Below are 18,961 nucleotides of genomic sequence, written 5' to 3' on the forward strand. Positions count from 1 at the left end.
CACATCGCGCCCCTTTATCCTGCCATCGTGCGGTTGTGGTTGCGCCTTCTCGCCTCTCCACACGCTCCTGTACGCTGGGGCTCGCTACGCCGCGATCTGGCAACGGAGGCGTCATTTCTGCGGGTCCGGACTCGCTTGCGCGACGAAGAGGCTGGAGGAGCGCGGTGAAAGCGATGCCGCATCAGGCGCTCGTGGTGTCGTCGCGTTGTCACCTGGCCCGCGCTGTTCTTGCGATGCCGCTGCATTCGCGCCGCCGTTCGCGCGCACGACGAATAAGGGAGAGCGGGTCCACGCGAGCGGAACAGGCGCAATCGTGGTCGCGTCTTCGAGCGGCTTGCCGCCGATAAGGGGCGCAAGCGCAGCGACATAGGCGCGTGTTTCGGCGGGCAATGCGCGAACGCCAGCGAGGTATTCCTCGTACCGCTGAGGGCCGGCGTTGTAGGCCGCGAGGAAGCCCGGCGATCCGTAGCGGTCGTGCATCTCGCGCAGGTACGCCGCGCCGGCCAGGACGTTGTCGTGCGGATCGAAAGGATCGCGACCGAGGCCGTAACGGGCGCGCAGCTCCGACCACGTGTCGGGCATGATCTGCATCAAGCCGATCGCGCCCTTGCGCGATACGGCGCGCGTATCGCCGGCGCTTTCGGCGCCCATGACGGCTCGTATCCAGGAGACGGGCACGCCGAACCGCCGCGCGGCTTCCGCGATGTAGTCGGCGATCGGGTGCGCGCGCAGCGGACGCACGGCAGGCGCGTTCTGCGCATATGCCGCGCCAGTGAACGGGCCGAAGATCAGCAGGCCGGAAAGGAGAAGAGCGGAAAGACGCCGGGCGAGCGGGAGTCGCCCGGCGGCCTTACTCCGTCTCCGCGATGTCGAGCGGATGAGCATCGCCTCAATCCCGCTCGGGCCGCTTCTGGGGACGATTCCAGTGCAAACCCCAGACCGACTTTGCGTCGCCCGACTGAAACAGGTTGGCGCGGATCGGCTGGCCCAGCGTCGGGTCGTCGATCTGGACGGAGACATAGTCGCCGGCCTTTTCGCCGGTGCGCTTCCAGCCGGCGCCGATCTCGGGGCCGTTGCTGTCGCCGAGATGCACCCGGTAGTCCGGCGCATTCTCGGCGTCCGAATGTTCGGCCGGAATCAGCACCATCTCGCTGTTCACTGCGAGCGTGCGGACATGGCCGGTATAGCCGTTCTTGGTGCGCGTGAACTCTCCGATCTGTGGCATTGAAAGCTCCTGTTTGCGGTGAAGAGGATGCGTTTGGTGCGCCGTCACCGCGTTGCGGCGCGCCATTCGAATCGGCCGTCGCCGTCCTCGTCGGTCCACAGCGGGATCGCGCGGCCAATGATTGAGGTGGCGGCAAGGGGGCCGAAGTAGCGGCCGTCCATGCTGTCGGGGGCGGCCCAGTTCATGAGGAAGATTTCACCATCGGCGATGCCGCGGCAGCCCTGCCAGGCCGGCAGGTCGCGGCCCGCGTGGTCGCGCGCCAGCGCGTCGCCCATGTCGATGCCGTCGACCGTGATGTGCGCCCCGTGACGACAAACGCGTTGGCCCGGAAGGGCGGCGACGCGTTTCATCAGCGGCAAGCCGTGCGGCAGATAGCGGCGCTCCGCCATGAATGACGCGAGTGGCTCGGGTGTCGCGACAGCGACGAGGTCGGTGACTTCGAGGTGCCGCGCCGGCTCGATGGAATAGAGGCCGAGCGGCACGCTGGCCGATGCATTCCAGATGAGCTTCGGCGCCACCGGAAGGAAGGAAAGGACGCCAACCACCATCACGGCGAAGTACGTCGTCATGACGTAGCCGAAGCGCGTCACGGCTCGACGCTCCGGCGCAGAAGGATCGCCCGATGCTGCTCGACGGTATACCTGCGCGGCTCCTGGCCGGCGGTCAGGCGGTTGTGGACCTGCCGCCAGTGATGCGGCGATACCTCCGTCGGATCGATGCCGATCGCCTCGATCGAATCGATGATCTGAAGGACGCGCTCGACCTTCGGCCAGCCCTCCATCTTGAGCAAGATGTCGCCGCCCGGCCGCACGAACGGAAGCGTCTGAAAATGCTCGCCGGGCGTGATCGCCCGCACGATGTCGATGCGTGAGATGATCGTGCCGTGGTCATTCGACGCCCAGCGCACGAGCGCGAAGATGCTGTTCGACGCGAAGCTGAGAGTGCGGCGGCGCCGGTCGAGGATCTGCTCCTCCTTCTCCTTGCCGAAGCGGATCCAGTATTCGACCTTCTTCTCGATCCACGTCAGTTCGACGCGCGTCAGGCCGTCGACGGGGGGCGCGGGCGGCACGAGACGCAGGTGGGACGCGCTGGTCATGGCAGGTCTCCTTCGGCTGGAGGGAATTCGTGGGCGAGCAGGTCGCGCAGCATGTCCGCGACGGTCAGGCCGCGCTGAAAGGCGACGACCTTGATGCGGCCGCGCAGCTCCGGCGTGATGTCGATCGTCAGCCGCGCGGTGAACGCGGCCGCGTCACCGTTGCCGCTGGAGCGCGGCGCCGGCGCCTTGATCCAGCGTTCGGGATCGGCCGGCCGCGCGATGAAGGCGCGTTTGGAGGAGCGCTGCGTCATCGCGCCAACCTCCCGACCTCGGCGGCGAGGGCGGTGATCTCGCGCGCCGCCGGACTTGCCGTGTGTGCTTCCCAGACGAGACGCCCGGACTGCGCGGCGTCGGCAAAGGCGACACGCTGACCGATCTTGGAGGCGAGCAGCGGCGGATCGTGATCGGCGAGCGTGAGGGCCGTCTCGCGCGCGATGACGGTGCGCGCGCCGCACCGATTGAGAACGAAGCGGGCGACGAGTTGCGGACGATAGACGCGCGCCTCGCTCAGCAAGGCGAGCATTTCGGCCGAGCCCCAGCCATCGAACGGCGACGGCTGAACCGGGATCACGACGAAGTCGGCCGCCAGCAGTGCCGAACGCATCAGCCCGGCGACGCGTGGTGGGCCATCGATGACGATGTGATGGACATTGCGCGCGAGTTCGGGCGCCTCACGGTGGAGCGTATCGCGCGCCAGGCCGAGGACGCCGAACAGGCGTGGAAGGCTTTCGCGTGCGCGCTGCTGAGACCAGTCGAGTGCCGAGCCTTGCGGGTCCGCGTCGATGAGCGTGACGCGCTGGCCGCGTCTCGCCCACTCACCGGCGAGATGGAGGGCGAGCGTGGTCTTGCCGACGCCGCCTTTTTGGTTGAGCAGCGCGACGATCATGGCGCGGCTCGCTGGCGGCGGCACTCATGCACAGGTGTGGAGTGCGGGACGGCCGTTAGAAAGATTCCGAAGGAATCTTGGTTAGAAGAGTTACGGCGCGCGCAATGTCTTGAATCCGCGCCCGGATTCCATGATTCCGATCCCCGATAGCACGAGGTTCGGGTCCCCGATGGCACGAGAGGCCGGGTCCCTGATAGCACGAGGCGATTCACAGCTTATCCCCAGCGCGAGAGATTCCGCGCCGGCCTAGTGGAGCGAGGGCAGCAGGATCGATGGGTGCGAAGGCCAGGCGTTCGGGCGCGTCCGACGGCTGCTCGATGGTCAGCCGGTAGCCGGGCAGCGTCTGCCGGCGAACGATGTCGCGCAGGTCGTAGGCGAAATGCTTGAGCGGTGAGAGGCTGCCGGACTTCGCATGGAGATAGGCGACGTCGAAGCTCCAACCGTAGTGCTGGCGGCCGCCGTGCTTGCGCACCAGGCGATACAGCCAGCGCTCCAGCCCGCCGGTCAGACGGAAGTACGCGCGGTCGATTGTGAGCACCAGCGCGTCATCAAGGACAGCGGCAAAGAACCAGTCCGGTACGATCAGCTCGAGACCGAGCGGACGGCCGTGCGCGTCCGCACGCTCCTTCCACTCGTTGATCCAGGAGAAGCGGTGCATCCGCCGCTCGGTCGGCTGGCGGATCGAGGTCGCGACGGTGGTCGATTGCAGGCGGTCGAGCGCGGCCTTCAGGCGGTCGTAGTCGCGCGCGCTCACCCCGCGGCCGATGAAGGAGAGAATTTCGTATGGCGTCGCCGCCATCAGGCGCGACGGCCGCAGGCCGAGGTCGCGCGCCTCGACGATCTGTGAGGCTGCCCAGATCAGCACGTCGGCGTCCCAGATCGTCGCCATGCCGTGCTCCGGGACCGCCTCGACCCGGATGACGATGGTGCCGGCTTTGAAGTTGATCGGCGCCAGCCGCTTCGACTTGGCGAGTGAGAAGAACGGATAGGCCATGAGGTCCTGCGCGTCGCGCGGCGCGAGATCGCCGGGCAGCGCCCGGAAAAGATCGAGCTGCTCGCGTTCGCTATGGCGTCGCGCCCAGGACATGCCGTGCCTCTCAACGACGGCTACGGCCGGCCTGCGCCGAGGCCGAGTCGTGGCGCTTGGCCGGCAGCACGGAGCCGCGCGGGTCGGACGTCGAGGTGACCGCGCCGCGGTCGGCCCAGGCCTTGAGATCGTCGAGCGCATAGACGACGCGCCCGCCGAGCTTCCGATAGGCTGGCCCGGTGCCGTAGGTGCGATGCTTCTCAAGTGTCCGGCTGGAGAGGCCGAGGAAGTCGGCGGCCTCCGGCGTCCGCAAGAAGCGCGGCGGCAAGCCGGCGAGATTCGTCATGTCGCACCTCCGGGCGTTCGTTCAGGTTGCCGGCGAGTACCGGCGAGCGAAGGCCACGGTGGCGGAGGAAAGCTGCGTGGGGGGATGGCGAAGATGCGAGTGCTAAAATCGCACCCCTGCGGAATAGCGGGGCGGGATTACTGACGGCGTCGCCGACGCAGGAGCGCGCGATAGCCACCAGCTATCAGCGCGAGGCCGTCCTTCACGAGATCAATCGTCACGTCGCGAAGGGCGGAGGTCTTCCAAGACGCATCGGCGATGCGGGCGGCCCCGAAGATAGCTTCGGCGATTTCGCGGTAACTCGCCCCTTCCGTGTGTCCATCCACCGCCTGAAGCATGCGCCGAAGTCGCCGACGCTGCTGCTTGGTCAGTCGCCCGTCGATCGGCACCTTTCGTCCGTTGACGGCACGCCAAAGACGGGTGACCGCGTCGATGCGGTCGAGGCCATCGGCCCCCAGCGGGACCAATGCGACAACTGGGTTCGCGGGCGAGGCATCAGTTGTGAGGAAGAGTCGAACGGCGTTCGCGCCGCGACCCTGGACAATGCTTAACCCGTCTGCGCCGTCGCGGGCGGTATTCGCATCGAGGTCAGGCGGGACGGCGCTCTCCACTGAAGGCGATGGAGGCACTGCGGTGAGGATGACAGTGCCGGGATCGACATCGGGGGTCCAGAAGACGGTGGCGTTCGTGGCGGCCAGCGACGGGTCGATCGCGAAAGCGCAACCCCCAGCGCGGCCGCACCAGCACGGCGAAGCGCTGGGCGGCAGCGGAGGATCGCTCGCTTTCGGCAAAGTCTCGTTGGTATTTCGGGTTGCGCCTCAGCCATTCCCAGGCGAGGTCCGGCGCGAAGAGATAATCGAGATAGTCGTAGGTCTCGGAGGTGCGCCAGCGCGATGTGTCGGGACCCATGTGTTTCCTCCCCCGACCCTTTGGTCGGGCGCGTGCGAAGGAGGAATACGATCGCGGGTTGAGACGACGGCGGGTAGCCGCCGAACATGCAAGGGGTGATGCTAGGACAGCATCACGTCTCGATATCAGGCCTCGCGCGCGAGCTGCCGGTAGCCGTACTCACGCATCCAACGGGCACGGGCGAGATGGCTGCGGTGCACGCGATAGGCGCGCTCAGGTTCCCTGCCGGCGTCGATGCCGAACAGGAGCGCCACGGCTTCGCGCCAATCGGCGGCGTCGGTTTCCGCGTCGAGCAGCCGCATGTAGAGCTTCATGTGAGCGCGGTCGTAGCTCGTCAGCAGCGTGCTTTGCGGCGGCTCGTCTAGGAATGCTTGGTGTGTCAATTCGAGCCCCGACAATCGACACGGGTTCGGTGCAACGGATTGTTAACCCTACGCACACTGGCGGCCGGTGCAAGAGGAGCGCCGTGCACGCTGCACGGGGGTGCCGCGTCAAGTTCTGCCGTGGCCGCCCACTTTCGCGCGTACAAGCATCACTCCTTCGCCCTGGTCGGACGACAGGAAGACGATGCCGTTGGCCTCTAGCGTGCGACGGACCTGATCTTCCGTCGACTCGAAGACGGCGCTGTGAGCGGATTCGAGTCGTTTGAGCGCCGTCAGCGATACCAGGGCCTTGTCCGCGAGCGTCTCCTGTGTCCATCCCAGCAACGCGCGAGCGGCCCGCGATTGTCGGGCGGTGATCATGCATGATCACCTCCCACCGGGCCGATCGAGCAGCCAGAACTACGACTAAAATAGTCGTTCTTGGTCAAGAAAGCGAGCAAAAATGGCCGACAAAGACAGGCTGTTAGCCGACTCGCCGTGAACTGATTCGGTCGTCTGGCCCCTCGTCTCCGGGAGCGAGCCAGGCCCCGCCCGGTCAAGCCGGGCGGGGCCTGGGGCTTACGCCTCACTCGCCGTTGCGGCGGTTGGGGCGGGACCAAATTAGGCTATAGCCTTCGCCTTCCTCGTCGTCGAAGAGGTTGGCGTAGATGGGAGCCGTGAACGACGGGTCGTCGAGCTTGAGACCCAGATAGTCGCGGCCTTCGTTGGAGCGCTTGGTCCAGGCGGCGCCGATCTCGACGCGTCCCGCAAAGACTCGGTGGCTGGGGGCGTTCTCACCCGAGCGGGTGGCTTCGGGGACGATGCGGACGTTCTTGGCCTGGACGCTGAGGGTGACGATCTGGCCGACGAACTCGTTGCCGGACTTCTTGAAGGTGCCGATGGTCGCCATGGTAGTTCTCCTTGATCTCTGTTTCGAGCCCGCACCATTGCGGCCTCGATGGCGATCGGTTGGCCGGAGGCGATCGACGCCGCACCTGCCTGCGGGCCGGAGCGCAGCGGAGGATGGCAGCCGGAAGACTTTCTTGTTTCGCGAGGAATGGGCGCAGCCCAGGGGAAGAAAGTCGATCGACGCCATTGCGGCATAGGCGATCGAGGCGAAGCCGGCCTTCGGCCAGATCAGCCCATCAAAGAGGCCGCTTGGAGCGCTCGATCAGACAGGGAAGGATCAAGGAGAACTTGGCGATCCCGTCGTGCAACCGCAGAGATCCGACAGCGACGGCGGCCAGTGCTTCACCACGTCGAGGGAAGCGAACCCGCGCATCAATGCCCCGATGAGAAACGCGGGGGCGAACGATCCGGCCGCTGTCTTCGCAGACATCGTCGTTCGTTGCGCGGCCCTGGCGCGTTCCAACGTGACGCGCTACCAGCGGCTCGCTGCGACCCCCGAAGTCCCGCGGCGCACGGCGAAAGCCAACTGACGCGTGAAACCGAAGGCTGCGGGCTGGTCTGGCAACGCCGCACCGCTGGAATGGCGTCAGGCGCGAGCCATGCCCTGACCGGCCTGACCGGGCGGGGCCAGTGTCGCGAGGCGAGCGAAGGCAGTGATGGCGACGACAATCGCCCCCACCACCGAGAAGGCAATCTGCCACGTTTCGGAAGGCATGGTGTGCTTCACAATCCCATGTGTCGCGTGATAGCCGGCGAGCGCGGCCGGAGCGACGAAAGCAAGGGCGATCGGCAGCCGCAGCCAGAGCGGCTTGACGAACGTGAGCAACAGGTGGCCGACAAGAAGGGTCGCGAGACCAGTGATGAAGCCGGCGGCGAGGCCTCCGAGCCAGCCAGCGCCGCCGCCATGGGCCCATACGCCCGCCGTGACGCCGGCGAACAGCGGTAGCGCATAGACGGCAAGGTAGAACAAAAGACAGCAGATGACGCCAATGGCGGCGATGCTGGCGAGAATGCTGAGGACAATCATGGTGGTGGCCTCCGTGAGAAGCGTCTAACGGTCGCGCCTTCCACCACCACCACGGCGCGGATGGAGAATAGCAAAAATTGGAAGACCGCGGCGAGTTGAATTCGCCGCGGCGCTCGGATTCCGGAAAGTGTTGACGGCGGTCACTTCGGTTTATCGCCGTAGCGCCAGACGGGAACTCCGAGCTTGCGGGCCTTGTCGGCCAGGTTGTCCTGGATGCCCGTGCCCGGGAAGACAATGACGCCGATGGGCAGGCCGGCCAGCATGGCGTCGTTCCGTTTGAAGGGTGCGGCCTTGGCGTGTTTCGTCCAGTCCGGCCTGAAGGCGATCTGCGGCACGTTGCGGTGATCAGCCCAGCGCGCGGCAATGCGCTCGGCGCCCTTCGGCGAACCGCCATGCATGAGCACCATGTCCGGGTGCTTCGTGTGCACCTGGTCGAGCTTGGCCCAGATCAGGCGATGATCGTTGAAGTCGAGCCCGCCGCTGAGCGCGATCTTCGGGCCTGGGGGCAGCATGACCTCGGCTTCGGCGCGCTTCTTCGCGGCCAGGAAGTCTCGGCTGTCGATCATCGCCGCGGTCATCGCGCGATGGTTGACGAGTGAGCCGTTGCGCGGCCGCCAGGCCGATCCGGTGTGGCGCTCGAAGTGCTCGCAGGCCTGGTCGCGCATCAGCTCGAAGGCGTCGCGCCGCTCGATGAGCGTCTGTCCTTCGGCGATCAGCCGCTCCAGCTCGACGGACTTGACCTCAGTGCCGTCCTGTTCGCGCTGGCTGCGCCGCTGCGCCTGCTCGTTATCATCGAGCTCTCGGGCGATGCGGCCGGCGGCGCGATGAAATACGTTGGTGGTCGACCACAGCAGGTCTTCGAGATCGGGTTCGAGGCGTGTGTCGCTGAGCGTGGCAACGAGAGCATCGAAGATGTCGGCGATGGCCCCGGCAACGAGGTTGCCTTCGGGAAGCGCTCGGGGGTCCGGTTCGTCCTGGAAGGGACGGAAGCCGTAGAGCTGCAGCTCGGAAAGAACGTGGTCGGTCGGAGATGAGGTGTGGTGGGGTTCGAAGTCGTCGTCGGTGGTCATGGGATGCTCCGTCGCTGGATTGGCCGCGACCCTCGCGGCCTTCATGGCGACGAAAGACGGCAGGCGGGTCGGCCCTGCACCCGGAGCGAAGCGCAGGGCCGAAGCGTCAGCGAAGGACCGCAGGGGGCCGACTATTTTGCTTCGCGATGTAAAGGCGGCTCCGCCGCCGACGGAAAATAGTCGGCCCACAAGGTTGCCGGGCCGGGCCGTTTGCCGTCCCGATCGCCCTCTTGAAGGCCGTGGGCGCGGCTCTCGTCAGCACCGTGGAGCATCGGCCACTGGCGACGAGGTTGCCCTCACCGCCGTTCCGGCGGTCGTTCATGCTCGCAAGCTCTATGCGGCCTCGGCCATGAAACGGGTGACGTCCCGCGACGCGAGCTGCGCCCGAAGGTTCGCCCGCAGCGCGTCGGGCCCGAGCATACGGAGATCCTCGTTGAAATCGCCAAGAGTCGGCGACAGCACGATCGCCTCGATGCCGTCGCCGGACGCGCGCTCGATCAGCGTCGCCATCGCACCGTTGCCGGCCGGGTCGTCGTCGCGCGCGATGTAAAGCCGGCGCAGCGTGTCCGCGAACACGATGGCCGAGAGATGGGCTGCCGACAGAGCGGCGACCACCGGCATGTCGGGCAGCGCCATCCTGAGCGAGAGCATCGTCTCGATGCCTTCGCCCGCGGCCATGACCCTCGCCGGCGACGCCGAAGCGGACGGCGTGACGGAGAAGATCGCCCATCGCGCGACGCGGCGTCGCGATCGGCGCCTTGCCGAGCCGTATGGGATCGAAGCCGTCGGGATCGAGCCAGGTCCGATGTGCGCCGGTGACGTGGCCGTCGAGATCGGTAACGGCGGCGATCATGGCGGGCCAGGTCTCGGTCGCGGAATGCTCGTCGGGACGGTAGTAGCAGCGCGGGTGGAAGCGGAGCGATCCGGCTCCGCGAAAAGATGTAATGCCGCGTCTGCGGAGATACGCCTCGACCAGCGTGCCATGAATCGGTCGCGACATGGCGAACAAGCGCCGGGCGGCCTCCGGAGACCCGGTCGGAGCAGGATGTATCGCGCGGCGCTCGTCGCGCGGCGGCTCCGGTTGCGGCAAGCTGAGGAAGGCACGTGCCTCCCTCGCGACATCGGCGAAATCCACGAGGCCACAGCTCTCGCGGATGACGTCGAGAAGGTCCCCATGCTCGCCGGTGGCGGCGTCGGTCCATTTGCCCGACGCGCCCTTGCCGCTCTTGGGGCCGGCCAGGCGCACGAACATCGAGCGTCCAGGCGTGTTGCGCACGTCGCCTACCATCCAGTAGCGACCTTCGCGACGTCCGTTGGACAGATAGTGGCGGCACACCGCCTCGGCATTGCGCGCGAGACGGTGCGCCAGTTCAGAAGCATCGAGCCGAGACATCACGCCGCCTCCCGCTCGCCGACGCGCGCGACCGGATAGCGATCCATCACCTTGGCGAGGATCGTGGGACCGCTGGCGTCTGTGGGAACGAACATGCGCAGCTTCCACAAAATGATCTCGTGGAAGAGCCCGTAGGCCGTGAGCCGTTCGCCCATGGTGTCGGTGAAGCCCGACAATTCGATGCGATGACCACCCATCACCCGGACGCGACGAAGCTGAAGCCCCTCGGCGAGATCGATGACGGTCTTGCCCTCGATCAAGGCGGCGAAGGCGTCGTCCGGCGTTAGCGAAGGCAGGCCGGTCGCCGTGGCGGTCGCCGCCCACGCCGGCGAGACCCTGCGGCCGATGATGCGTTCGCCGTCGTCGGTTTGCAGCCGGTAGACTCGCGTCGACTCGTTCGGCAGCCGTTTCCAGATCGGAAGCAGCAAACCGGCGACGATGTGGATGGTCGAGTCGGCGAACGCCGGCACCTCGTTCAGTTCCGTGGTCCAGGCCGCGGCGAATGTCGCCTCGTCCGCCTCCTGCCAATGGCTTTCCGCCATCGTGCGGATGGGGAAATTCGGCACCTCCATCGGACGGATCAGGCGAACGCGGTATTCGACCTCGCCGTCGTCGAGCATGATGGACGGTGCATGGACCTGCACGGCAGCACGCCCGGAGCGCTCATTGACAAGAAGCCGCGATCCGCGCTCGCGCAGCCGGCTCAGCGCTTCATCGAGCGTGACGGGACGATTGCGCTGGCGCTGCATGATGGTCAGCAGCCGCGTCTCCGCGCCGGTGCCCGGGTGCGTGTAGATCGTCTCACGGTTGGTGATGACGAAGCTTTCGGCGCGCAGCGTCTCCAGGCCCATGTCGTAGGTGCCGGCGGCGACGGCGCCCTCGATGCGGGCGTTCAACAGTTGCTCAAAGGCCGTGAACAGGATGGCTTGCAGCTCGATGGTCAGCGCGAGCATGCGGTTGAGGAAGGTGGTGATTGGCGGCAGGTCATCCTTGATGCCGTTGGCATCCATGAGCTTCAGGCCGGTGGCCGCTTCGAAGCGTTGAAGCGAGCAACCCTCGATCTTGCCGCGAACGAGCAGCATGTAGAGCTGGCGCAAGGCGTCCCGCGCATAGTGGGACTCCAGATTGTCCTCCGGCCGGAACAGACCCTGGCCGCCCGTCTGGCGTTGTCCGCGCGTGATCGCGCCAAGCGTATCGAGCCGCCGTGCAATCGTGCTCAGGAAGCGCTTCTCGGCCTTGACGTTGGTCGCGACCGGTCTGAACAGCGGAGGCTGCGCCTGGTTGGTGCGATGCGTACGGCCGAGCCCCTGGATGGCGGCGTCCGCCTTCCAGCCGGGCTCGAGGAGATAGTGCACGCGAAGGCGCGTGTTCTTCGCCGTGAGCTCGGCGTGATAGCTGCGGCCGGTGCCGCCCGCGTCGCTGAACACGAGGATACGCTTGTAGTCGTCCATGAACGCCTGCGCCTCGGCGAGGTTGGCGGAGGCCGCTCGGGTCTCGACAACAAGGCGGTCACTCTTTGCGGCGCCGATGGACTTGCGGACGATGCGGCGCGATCGGCCGGTCACTTCGGCGACGATGTCTGTGCCGAAGTGCTGCACGAGCTGGTCGAGCGCGCCCGGAACGGGAGGTAGGCTCGCGAGCTTCGCGATCAGCGCATCGCGACGTGCAACAGCCTCGCGGCTCTCGACCGGCTGCCCGTCGCGGTAGACCGGACGCGACGACAGTTTGCCTTCCGAATCAGTGAACGGCTCGTAGAGCTGGACCGGAAAGGAGTGGGCGAGATAGTCGAGAACGTATTCACGCGGCGTAATGTCGACGCGAACATCGTTCCATTCCTCGGTCGGCAGCTCGGCGAGGCGGCGCTCCATCAGCGCTTCGCCCGTCGAGACGATCTGGATGACGGCGGCATGGCCGTCTTTGAGATCGCGCTCGATCGAGCGGATCAGGGTCGGCGTCTTCATGCTGGTGAGCAGGTGCCCGAAGAAGCGCTGCTTCGCAGACTCGAATGCACTGCGCGCGGCTGACTTGGCCTGGCGGTTGAGCGTTCCCGATCCGCCTTCGCTTCCGCCGGTGATGTTGGCGGCCTGCATGGCGGCATCGAGGTTGTTGTGAATGATCGCGAAGGCGTCCGCGTAGGCGTCGTAGACGCGGGTCTGCTCGGGCGTCAGCTCATGCTCGACCAACTCGTATTCGACGCCGGCGAAGCTCAGTGAGCGCGAGGTGTAGAGGCCGAGCGCCCGCAGGTCGCGGGCGAGCACCTCCATGGCGGCGACACCGCCGGCTTCGATCGCCTCCACGAATTCGGCCCGGGTCGAGAACGGGAAGTCTTCGCCACCCCAGAGGCCGAGGCGCTGCGCATAGGCGAGATTGTGCACGGTCGTCGCGCCGGTGGCGGAGACATAGACAATGCGGGCGTCCGGCAGCGCGTGCTGGAGGCGCAGGCCCGCGCGGCCCTGCTGCGAGGCCTCCTGATCGCCGCGTTCACCTTTGGCGCCGACCGCGTTCTGCATGGCGTGCGCTTCGTCGAAAATGATCACTCCGTCGAAGTCGGGGCCCAACCATTCAACGATCTGCCGCACGCGGGAAAGGCGTTCGCCGCGGTCGTCGGAGCGTAGCGTGGCATAGGTGGTGAATAGGACGCCTTCCGGCAGCGTGATCGGCTTGCCCTGCGGGAATCGCGAGAGCGGCGTGATGAGCAGGCGCTCCATGCCGAGCGCGGACCAGTCGCGCTGCGCGTCTTCGATGAGCTTGTCGGACTTGGAGATCCACACCGCCTTGCGGCGGCCTTGCATCCAGTTGTCGAGGATGATGCCGGCAGACTCGCGCCCTTTGCCGACACCCGTGCCGTCGCCGATCATGAAACCGCGGCGGAAGCGGACCGCACCCTTGGCGTCCTCGGCCGCCACGGTCACGACATCGAGGGTGTCGTCGACGGACCAGCCGCCGGCGAGATGGTTGCCATGCGACTCGCCTGCGTAGATCAGCGTTTCGAGCTGCGCGGCCGAGAGCAGGCTGAGGATATTCCCGGGGAGCTTCGGACGGTAGCTCGGCTTCGGCGGCGCGACCGAGGCCATCGCCGCCGATTGTACGAGCTGCGTCGGGTGATCCTGAGCGCCGGGAATCCGGATGCTCTGGAGCGCATAGTCCTCGTAGATGGAATCCGAGAGGCGCGCGCCCTGCGGCGGCGTGCAGTCGATTATCTCGTAACTGAGTTCGACGCCGTCAGGCTCGGCGATGGTCGACGGTCGGGTTGCCGCTTGTGCGGCGCGGGCGAGGTAGCCGCGAACGGTGCGCGGCGTGCTGACAGCCGGAACCGTGACGGAGGCCTCGACCGGCAGCCGTGTCGGAACGTGCTCCGCGATCCAGGCCAGCAGCGTGGCGACGTCCGACGCAACCCCGGGCGCAGCCGGGAATACGGTGGGATCGTCGGACGGGCGCTTGTCGATGACGGTCAGCCGCGTCGGGAACGTCGTGCCGTGCTTGGCATAGACGTGGCTGTCGATGGCGGCGGAGAAGACGACACGCCCGCGCTCCTGTAGCCGGACATAGGCGTCGCGCCAGGCCGGAGCGTCCGGCGCGAAGTTGGCGCCGGTGATTGCGACCAGGCGACCGCCGTCGGCAAGCCGCGCCAGCGCCGAGCCGATATGGCGGAGCGCGGCGTCGGCCATGCGGCCCTGCACGTTGGCCATCCCCGAGAACGGCGGGTTCATGATGACGACGCTCGGCACGACGGCGGCGTCGAGGTGATCGTGAATCTGCGCGGCGTCGTGCCGGGTCGTGGTGATCGTCGGAAACAGTAGGGAGAGAACGCCGGCGCGGGTCTCCGCCAGTTCGTTGAGGACGAGCGGTCCGCCTGCGATCTCCGCGAGGATGGCGAGCAGGCCGGTGCCCGCCGAAGGCTCGAGCACGCGGTCGGCCGGCGTGATCGCCGCGGCGGCCGCGACCGCGAGGCCGAGCGGGATAGGTGTCGAGAACTGCTGGAGGGCCTCGCTCTCGGTCGAACGGCGCGTGTGGGTCGGCAGGAGGCCGACGATCTTCTCCAGCATGGGGAGGGCCAGGGCCGGAGAACCGGCCTTGCGCAGAAGCGCCTTTCCGTATTTGCGGAGAAACAAAACGGTCGCGGCCTCGCAGGCGTCGTAGGCCGTTTTCCAGTCCCAGGCGCCGGACGCGTCGGAGCCGCCGAACGCTGGTTCCATCACGGCGCGAAGGGTTGCCGCGTCGATCTGACGGCCCTGTTCGAGATGCGGAAGGAGATGGTGCGCGGCTGCGCCGATGCAGCGAGCGATGTCGGAGGGAGACGCAAGCGGCGACGCCGCGACCGCAGGCGCGGCCGCGAGAGCGCTGGATGGGATCATGTCGGTGAACCTCGGGAGAGCGGGAACGGGCGAGCCGGCCGGCGCTCTCTCTGGACCGCACCGGCTCAAACCCGTCCCGGCCAAGCTCTCTCTCTCGTCACGCCGCTGCCTTCACAGCGCGCCACCACGCGATGCGCACTGCTCGTGTCGCGTTCGCGATACGCGCCGGCACCTCAGTCTCCGGTCGCCTTCTTGGCCGCTCGCAAGGCAGCGAGCGCCGCGCGGAATTCTGCCGCGCCGATTTCCTCGGCGAGGTCGATGTTGGCGGCGACGGACAGGCAAGCCGCATGAACGTCGTCATCCGACACTGCCTCCGGCGTAAGGGTCATGAAGTCCGGATCGGTGCCTTTCGTCGATCACCGTCACGGCGCAGACGAGACTGTCTTCGATCTCGACATGGACGGGCACGAAATACTGGAAGACGACCCGGCGCGGGCGTGGCCGAGCTGAGCTTGGTCATCGGAACGCTCCTTGCTGAGAAATGGCGGGAGCGATCGAAGCCGCTCCCGCCATGGTCGTTTCACTCGGCCGCGATCATCGTCGGAGAGGCGTCGACGTCGCCGTCACCTGGCTGCTCGTCCTCATCGTCGGAGAGGAAGGCCGGCAGCGCATCGTCTCCGTCGGCTTCGCTGGCCTCTGCCGTGCTCGTTGCGTCGGGATCGGCGGGACGCAGCGGCTCCGGCAGCCAGCCGGTGTCGGCGAGCAGCCGTTCGGCTTCCTTGGCCATGTCGGGCTTCTTGAGGTGGTCGATGAGCTGCGCCTTCTCCTCGCCGAGCGCTTCCCGCACAGCTTCGACGATCCGGCTCTTCGTGACGCGGCCGAAATAGTTCGCCACGCTCGGGCGCCATCCAGCCTCCACCATGTCGAGGCCCGTTTCGCGCGCGAGCCGATCGGCGTCGCGCATCCGCCGGTCGAGCCAGTGCTGCGAGACGCCGTTGCCGCTATAGGGATTCGGACGCTCGTAAAGAGCGTTGATCCCGAAGCTGACGCAATGCGCGAGCAGGGCGAGACGGCTCGCATCGTCGAGCCCTGCGATCCAGTCCCACAGCCGATCGTCGTCCTCTAGCGGCATGTCGGCCTTCCACGCTTCCACACGGGCCTGGATGGCCTTGGCGGAAGCGCTGTCCTTCAGGTCGGTGGCCTGAACGGGGAAGTGGACCTCCCGAACCGCCGCCTCGACGGCGGAGCCGTGCGCGTTGCGCTTGAACGCGTCGAGCACCAGCTTGTGCAGGAGCGCCGTGAGAGCGACGTGCGGGTTGTTGGCGACCGATTCACGTAGAGCCAGGGTGCGATGGGCGGTGAGCTCGATGACCAGGCGCTCGGGCAGCGGCTTGACGCCATCATCGTCCTCATCGTCGTCGCCCTCCGGGTCTTGTCCGCCGATGGTGATGACAGCCCGCTGAGCGGACGGTGCTGCGGAGGCATCAATCCTGCCGTCCTCTCCCTCGATCTCGGCGTCGCCGCCGTCGACGGCAACAGGCGCCTCGTCCTCGGGCCGCACATAGCCACGGTCGACCACGATGTCGCCGTCGCGATCGACGCTGACGAAGACCCCGGCGCGAGCGATGTCGGCGGGATCATAGACGACCGGGCGCTTCTCGAAGGCATCGAGCGCTTCCTCGATCTCGCCCAGGCGCTGATCGATCTCGTCCGGCAGCTCGTCGGCGCCGTCATACTCCGCCTCGAGCCGATCGTATTCCGCGCGCAGCGTCTCGCGTTCCGCCCGTTCCTCGTCGGTGAGATCGACGAAGGAGCCGGTGATCTGACGCAAGCCATGGTCGTAGCCATACGGCAGGTCGAGGTCGATCTTCACCCACTTCCAGCCTTCGCTGGCGATCTCCTCGGCCACGGTCTTGAGCCGTTCGCCGACCAGGCGGTGAAGCAGCGCTGGGTTCTGAAGCCAGCCGCCGTTATCGTCCTCAAACAGGTCGCGTAGCACTGCGCCGCCGGCCCCGACGTAGGCGTCTACGCCGACAAAGCGCGCGCGCTTGTCGGAGGCCGGAATCGTGGTCTCGGTCAGCAACTGGCGAATATGGAAGGGTTGCCGATTGTACGAATGCTGCACGGCTTCCCACACCTGCTCCTGGCGCTCGTGATCGGGGTTGACAGTGAAGGCCATCAACATGTCGAGCGTCATGCTCTCCTGAGCATAAGCGTCGCGCAGGACAGGCGAGACCGCGTTGAGACGCAGCCGCTGCTTCACGACCTGGACGGTCGTGAGGTAGGCCGCGGCGATCTCCTCCTCGGTCATGCCCTTGTCGAGCATGTCCTGGAACGCCCGGAACTGATCGAGCGGATGAAGTCCGGCACGCAGTAGGTTCTCGGCAAGAGAGTCGTCTTCGGCGAGAATCTTGGTGTCGGACTTCCGAACGATGCAGGGGACGAACCCGTCCTTCGGGAAGCGCTTGGCCTTCACCAGACGCTCGATCGCGCGATAGCGGCGCCCGCCCGCCGGAACCTCGAACGTGCCGGTCTCGTTGCCGTCCTCATCGAGGATGGCGCGGACATTGAGGCCCTGGACGAGGTCCTCGCGTCGGCCGATGTCGTGGACCAGCTCGTCGAGCTCGGCTTCCGGCCGGGTTCGCCGGACGTTGGCCTCCGAGAGCACGAGCTTGTTGAAGGGAATGTCGCGCGAGCGCGAGAAGACGATCTTCTTGGCAGCCTTTGCCATGTCGGGATACTCCGCGACGGGCGCCGAGAGCCTCTCTCTGCTTCCAACCCGTCACGAAGCGAAGCGCCGCCCTCTATCTCTGAGGACGGCGCCGCCAGCAGATGATCCGGTTTTCCATAGAGGCGGAGATACGGAAGTGTGCGTTTCTGGCTTTACGGATTTCAGGATGTGCGCCTCACGCTCGACGTGGCGAAGCCGCTCGGTAGAGAATGCGCTCGGCCGCTCGAATGCTTCCCGCCTCGCGGGCGGCCTCCGCCCAGACCGAGATGGGAAATTCGCCGGTGAAGAGAATGTCACGCTCGATTGACATGCCGAACGGCAGGAGGATCGAAGCGATTTCTTCAAGCGAGAAGCTGCCCAGCTCGGGCGAGCCGAGATCGGCGAGGCCGAAGAGCGTGTCGCCGTCCGCATCCAGCTCGGTCGCGAGCCAGACGCCTTCGCCCAACGGGTTGAAGAACTTGACCACGGGCACGTGGTCGGCCCCGCGATCACGTCCGTTGGCGAGCAGACGCTCGCGCAGGTCATCGGTCAGGAGGATCATGCCGCCCTCCTGTCATGCGCGGGTTCGCTGACTGTCGCGGCCTCGGGGAGAAACGCAAGCAGCCAGTCGGCCGCCTTGCTCGCCTGCGATGCAGCACGCACGATCGCGCGATTGTCTTCGTGCAGCACCTCCAGCCATGAGCCGATGTAATCGGCATGGCGCACGGTTGGGATGATGCCGATGGAGGCGCAGCAGAAGGCCGCGTTCATTTCGGCGACCAGCTCTTCGAAGGCATACTTCTTCGAACCGAAGGAGCCGGAGAAGTCACGGCCGAGACGGGACTCATGACCCGTCGCGTGGCCGAGTTCATGCAGCGCAGTGCGATGCCAATTGATGGTTTCGAAATACGCCTGTGGTGGAGGTACTTGCACATAGTCGGCCGCCGGCATGTAGAAGGCGCGATTGCCGCCGATGCGGAAGTCGATGCCGGTGGCCTTGATCAGTGCCTCGACCCGTGGCTCGATCGTGCCGGGCTCGGGCGCAGGCGGCGCGACCGCGAGGTCGTCGGGCAGACCCTCACATTGAGAGACGTTGAACACGGTAAAGCGTTTGAGAAATGGAATTGCCTGCGCTTCGTCGCCGGTCTCCTGGGCGCGTCGCTTTTCGTCATCGGGGATGAAGCGATCGGCATAGACGACGGTGGTGCCGCGTTCACCCTTGCGGACATTGCCGCCGAGCGATAGCGCCTGGCGAAAGGTCAACCAGCTCTGAACGGGAAAGCCGTGGTCGATCACCGCCCCCCAGAGGATCAGCACGTTGATCCCGGAATACTGCCGCCCGGTCGCGGCATTCGCCGGCATGGCGAGCGGCGCCTTCGCCGCCGCCGTGCCCCACGGCTGGACCCAGGGCACGCGCCCGGCCTCCAGCTCGGCGATGATCTTGCTGGTGATGTCGTCGTAGAGACTGGTCCGGTCGACGCCGGAGCGAGCATGGCGATCATGTCTGGACATCGCGGTTCTCCGCGACGGGCGCCGGAGGCCTCTCCTCCAGCCCTCAACCCGTCACGGCAACCCCGGTCCGCACTCTCACTCTAAAGGGGGCGTTGCGGGGTCTCCCCGCAGAAGGGGTCGGCTGAGACCCTGGCTCGGCCGCAGGGGAAGGCTTTCCCCTCAAAGCCTCAGATCCTGAAACGCGCAGAGCGTCA

21 protein-coding genes and 1 pseudogene are annotated in these 18,961 nt (G+C 66.6%); 1 reads left to right on the plus strand and 21 read right to left on the minus strand.

What is annotated here, in order from left to right; genetic code table 11:
- Nucleotides 1-111: 111 nt before the first annotated feature.
- From ACVWYP_RS08670 to ACVWYP_RS08755, 18 genes and pseudogenes are all read right to left on the minus strand, one after another.
- Nucleotides 112-885 carry a lytic transglycosylase domain-containing protein gene (locus ACVWYP_RS08670; protein ID WP_456684064.1) on the minus strand — a complete coding sequence of 258 codons (774 nt, stop codon included), beginning with the start codon at nt 883-885 and terminating at the stop codon, nt 112-114.
- 4 nt (nt 886-889) lie between these two features.
- Nucleotides 890-1,225, minus strand: coding sequence for a DUF736 domain-containing protein (locus tag ACVWYP_RS08675; RefSeq protein ID WP_342640208.1), 336 nt, complete (start codon nt 1,223-1,225; stop codon nt 890-892).
- Between the two features lie 44 nt (nt 1,226-1,269).
- Nucleotides 1,270-1,815, minus strand: a complete 546-nt coding sequence (locus ACVWYP_RS08680; protein WP_456684065.1) for a S26 family signal peptidase — start codon at nt 1,813-1,815, stop codon at nt 1,270-1,272.
- Nucleotides 1,812-2,321 (minus strand): DUF2840 domain-containing protein, encoded by a 510-nt coding sequence (locus tag ACVWYP_RS08685; RefSeq protein WP_456684066.1) that lies wholly within the window; start codon nt 2,319-2,321, stop codon nt 1,812-1,814. Before ACVWYP_RS08685 ends, ACVWYP_RS08680 begins: the two co-directional genes overlap by 4 nt.
- Nucleotides 2,318-2,572 (minus strand): ribbon-helix-helix protein, encoded by a 255-nt coding sequence (locus ACVWYP_RS08690; RefSeq protein ID WP_456684067.1) that lies wholly within the window; start codon nt 2,570-2,572, stop codon nt 2,318-2,320. Before ACVWYP_RS08690 ends, ACVWYP_RS08685 begins: the two co-directional genes overlap by 4 nt.
- Nucleotides 2,569-3,207 (minus strand): ParA family partition ATPase, encoded by a 639-nt coding sequence (parA, locus tag ACVWYP_RS08695; protein ID WP_456684068.1) that lies wholly within the window; start codon nt 3,205-3,207, stop codon nt 2,569-2,571. Before parA ends, ACVWYP_RS08690 begins: the two co-directional genes overlap by 4 nt.
- 208 nt (nt 3,208-3,415) lie before the next feature.
- On the minus strand, nt 3,416-4,294 hold the full coding sequence (locus ACVWYP_RS08700) for a replication initiator protein A (protein WP_456684069.1): 879 nt from the start codon (nt 4,292-4,294) through the stop codon (nt 3,416-3,418).
- A 10-nt stretch (nt 4,295-4,304) separates the two neighbouring features.
- Complete coding sequence (locus ACVWYP_RS08705) at nt 4,305-4,580, minus strand: helix-turn-helix transcriptional regulator (RefSeq protein ID WP_012047456.1); 276 nt, start codon at nt 4,578-4,580, stop codon at nt 4,305-4,307.
- Between the two features lie 137 nt (nt 4,581-4,717).
- Entirely contained in the window at nt 4,718-5,191 is a 474-nt protein-coding gene (locus tag ACVWYP_RS08710) for a DUF2285 domain-containing protein (RefSeq protein WP_083780742.1), read from the minus strand.
- Nucleotides 5,169-5,489 (minus strand): transcriptional regulator domain-containing protein, encoded by a 321-nt coding sequence (locus ACVWYP_RS08715; RefSeq protein WP_456684070.1) that lies wholly within the window; start codon nt 5,487-5,489, stop codon nt 5,169-5,171. Before ACVWYP_RS08715 ends, ACVWYP_RS08710 begins: the two co-directional genes overlap by 23 nt.
- Before the next feature lie 125 nt (nt 5,490-5,614).
- Nucleotides 5,615-5,872 (minus strand): DNA -binding domain-containing protein, encoded by a 258-nt coding sequence (locus tag ACVWYP_RS08720; protein ID WP_012047453.1) that lies wholly within the window; start codon nt 5,870-5,872, stop codon nt 5,615-5,617.
- A 108-nt stretch (nt 5,873-5,980) separates the two neighbouring features.
- On the minus strand, nt 5,981-6,232 hold the full coding sequence (locus ACVWYP_RS08725; protein ID WP_456684071.1) for a helix-turn-helix domain-containing protein: 252 nt from the start codon (nt 6,230-6,232) through the stop codon (nt 5,981-5,983).
- A gap of 205 nt (nt 6,233-6,437) precedes the next feature.
- Entirely contained in the window at nt 6,438-6,761 is a 324-nt protein-coding gene (locus ACVWYP_RS08730; protein WP_041751133.1) for a DUF736 domain-containing protein, read from the minus strand.
- Between the two features lie 585 nt (nt 6,762-7,346).
- A complete protein-coding gene (locus ACVWYP_RS08735) occupies nt 7,347-7,787 on the minus strand; it encodes a hypothetical protein (RefSeq protein WP_456684072.1) in 441 nt (146 codons plus the stop codon).
- Nucleotides 7,788-7,927: 140 nt separating this feature from the next.
- Nucleotides 7,928-8,857 carry a DUF2493 domain-containing protein gene (locus tag ACVWYP_RS08740; RefSeq protein WP_456684073.1) on the minus strand — a complete coding sequence of 310 codons (930 nt, stop codon included), beginning with the start codon at nt 8,855-8,857 and terminating at the stop codon, nt 7,928-7,930.
- A 333-nt stretch (nt 8,858-9,190) separates the two neighbouring features.
- A pseudogene (locus ACVWYP_RS08745) lies at nt 9,191-10,250 on the minus strand (DUF7146 domain-containing protein).
- On the minus strand, nt 10,250-14,605 hold the full coding sequence (locus tag ACVWYP_RS08750; RefSeq protein WP_456684074.1) for a strawberry notch-like NTP hydrolase domain-containing protein: 4,356 nt from the start codon (nt 14,603-14,605) through the stop codon (nt 10,250-10,252). The pseudogene ACVWYP_RS08745 and the gene ACVWYP_RS08750 overlap by 1 nt, the downstream one beginning before the upstream one ends.
- A gap of 173 nt (nt 14,606-14,778) precedes the next feature.
- The gene (locus tag ACVWYP_RS08755) at nt 14,779-14,934 is read right to left on the minus strand and encodes a hypothetical protein (RefSeq protein WP_456684075.1); all 156 of its coding nucleotides are present in this window, start codon (nt 14,932-14,934) and stop codon (nt 14,779-14,781) included.
- Here ACVWYP_RS08755 and ACVWYP_RS08760 point away from each other — a divergent pair.
- Nucleotides 14,933-15,055, plus strand: coding sequence for a hypothetical protein (locus ACVWYP_RS08760; RefSeq protein WP_456684076.1), 123 nt, complete (start codon nt 14,933-14,935; stop codon nt 15,053-15,055). The two genes, ACVWYP_RS08755 and ACVWYP_RS08760, sit on opposite strands and share 2 nt — an antisense overlap.
- Before the next feature lie 70 nt (nt 15,056-15,125).
- On the opposite strand, the gene ACVWYP_RS08765 is transcribed toward ACVWYP_RS08760, so the two are convergent.
- The 3 genes from ACVWYP_RS08765 to ACVWYP_RS08775 all read right to left on the minus strand — a co-directional run bounded on the left by ACVWYP_RS08765 (nt 15,126) and on the right by ACVWYP_RS08775 (nt 18,767).
- Nucleotides 15,126-17,276, minus strand: coding sequence for a ParB/RepB/Spo0J family partition protein (locus tag ACVWYP_RS08765; RefSeq protein WP_456684077.1), 2,151 nt, complete (start codon nt 17,274-17,276; stop codon nt 15,126-15,128).
- A gap of 175 nt (nt 17,277-17,451) precedes the next feature.
- Nucleotides 17,452-17,817, minus strand: coding sequence for a DUF2958 domain-containing protein (locus tag ACVWYP_RS08770; RefSeq protein ID WP_456684078.1), 366 nt, complete (start codon nt 17,815-17,817; stop codon nt 17,452-17,454).
- On the minus strand, nt 17,814-18,767 hold the full coding sequence (locus ACVWYP_RS08775; protein ID WP_456684079.1) for an ArdC family protein: 954 nt from the start codon (nt 18,765-18,767) through the stop codon (nt 17,814-17,816). The genes ACVWYP_RS08770 and ACVWYP_RS08775 overlap by 4 nt, the downstream gene beginning before the upstream one ends.
- Nucleotides 18,768-18,961 lie beyond the last annotated feature (194 nt).

This window comes from Bradyrhizobium sp. USDA 3262 (assembly GCF_054060035.1).

Bases quoted from the DNA above. Each gene is read 5' to 3' on its own strand.
- ACVWYP_RS08770 (WP_456684078.1), bottom strand. From the start codon at position 17,817: ATGATCCTCCTGACCGATGACCTGCGCGAGCGTCTGCTCGCCAACGGA.
- ACVWYP_RS08700 (WP_456684069.1), bottom strand. From the start codon at position 4,294: ATGTCCTGGGCGCGACGCCATAGCGAACGCGAGCAGCTCGATCTTTTC.
- ACVWYP_RS08740 (WP_456684073.1), bottom strand. From the start codon at position 8,857: ATGACCACCGACGACGACTTCGAACCCCACCACACCTCATCTCCGACC.
- ACVWYP_RS08760 (WP_456684076.1), top strand. From the start codon at position 14,933: ATGAAGTCCGGATCGGTGCCTTTCGTCGATCACCGTCACGGCGCAGAC.
- ACVWYP_RS08775 (WP_456684079.1), bottom strand. From the start codon at position 18,767: ATGTCCAGACATGATCGCCATGCTCGCTCCGGCGTCGACCGGACCAGT.
- ACVWYP_RS08685 (WP_456684066.1), bottom strand. From the start codon at position 2,321: ATGACCAGCGCGTCCCACCTGCGTCTCGTGCCGCCCGCGCCCCCCGTC.
- ACVWYP_RS08750 (WP_456684074.1), bottom strand. From the start codon at position 14,605: ATGATCCCATCCAGCGCTCTCGCGGCCGCGCCTGCGGTCGCGGCGTCG.
- ACVWYP_RS08715 (WP_456684070.1), bottom strand. From the start codon at position 5,489: ATGGGTCCCGACACATCGCGCTGGCGCACCTCCGAGACCTACGACTAT.
- parA (WP_456684068.1), bottom strand. From the start codon at position 3,207: ATGATCGTCGCGCTGCTCAACCAAAAAGGCGGCGTCGGCAAGACCACG.
- ACVWYP_RS08755 (WP_456684075.1), bottom strand. From the start codon at position 14,934: ATGACCCTTACGCCGGAGGCAGTGTCGGATGACGACGTTCATGCGGCT.
- ACVWYP_RS08725 (WP_456684071.1), bottom strand. From the start codon at position 6,232: ATGATCACCGCCCGACAATCGCGGGCCGCTCGCGCGTTGCTGGGATGG.
- ACVWYP_RS08675 (WP_342640208.1), bottom strand. From the start codon at position 1,225: ATGCCACAGATCGGAGAGTTCACGCGCACCAAGAACGGCTATACCGGC.
- ACVWYP_RS08690 (WP_456684067.1), bottom strand. From the start codon at position 2,572: ATGACGCAGCGCTCCTCCAAACGCGCCTTCATCGCGCGGCCGGCCGAT.
- ACVWYP_RS08765 (WP_456684077.1), bottom strand. From the start codon at position 17,276: ATGGCAAAGGCTGCCAAGAAGATCGTCTTCTCGCGCTCGCGCGACATT.
- ACVWYP_RS08670 (WP_456684064.1), bottom strand. From the start codon at position 885: ATGCTCATCCGCTCGACATCGCGGAGACGGAGTAAGGCCGCCGGGCGA.
- ACVWYP_RS08730 (WP_041751133.1), bottom strand. From the start codon at position 6,761: ATGGCGACCATCGGCACCTTCAAGAAGTCCGGCAACGAGTTCGTCGGC.
- ACVWYP_RS08705 (WP_012047456.1), bottom strand. From the start codon at position 4,580: ATGACGAATCTCGCCGGCTTGCCGCCGCGCTTCTTGCGGACGCCGGAG.
- ACVWYP_RS08735 (WP_456684072.1), bottom strand. From the start codon at position 7,787: ATGATTGTCCTCAGCATTCTCGCCAGCATCGCCGCCATTGGCGTCATC.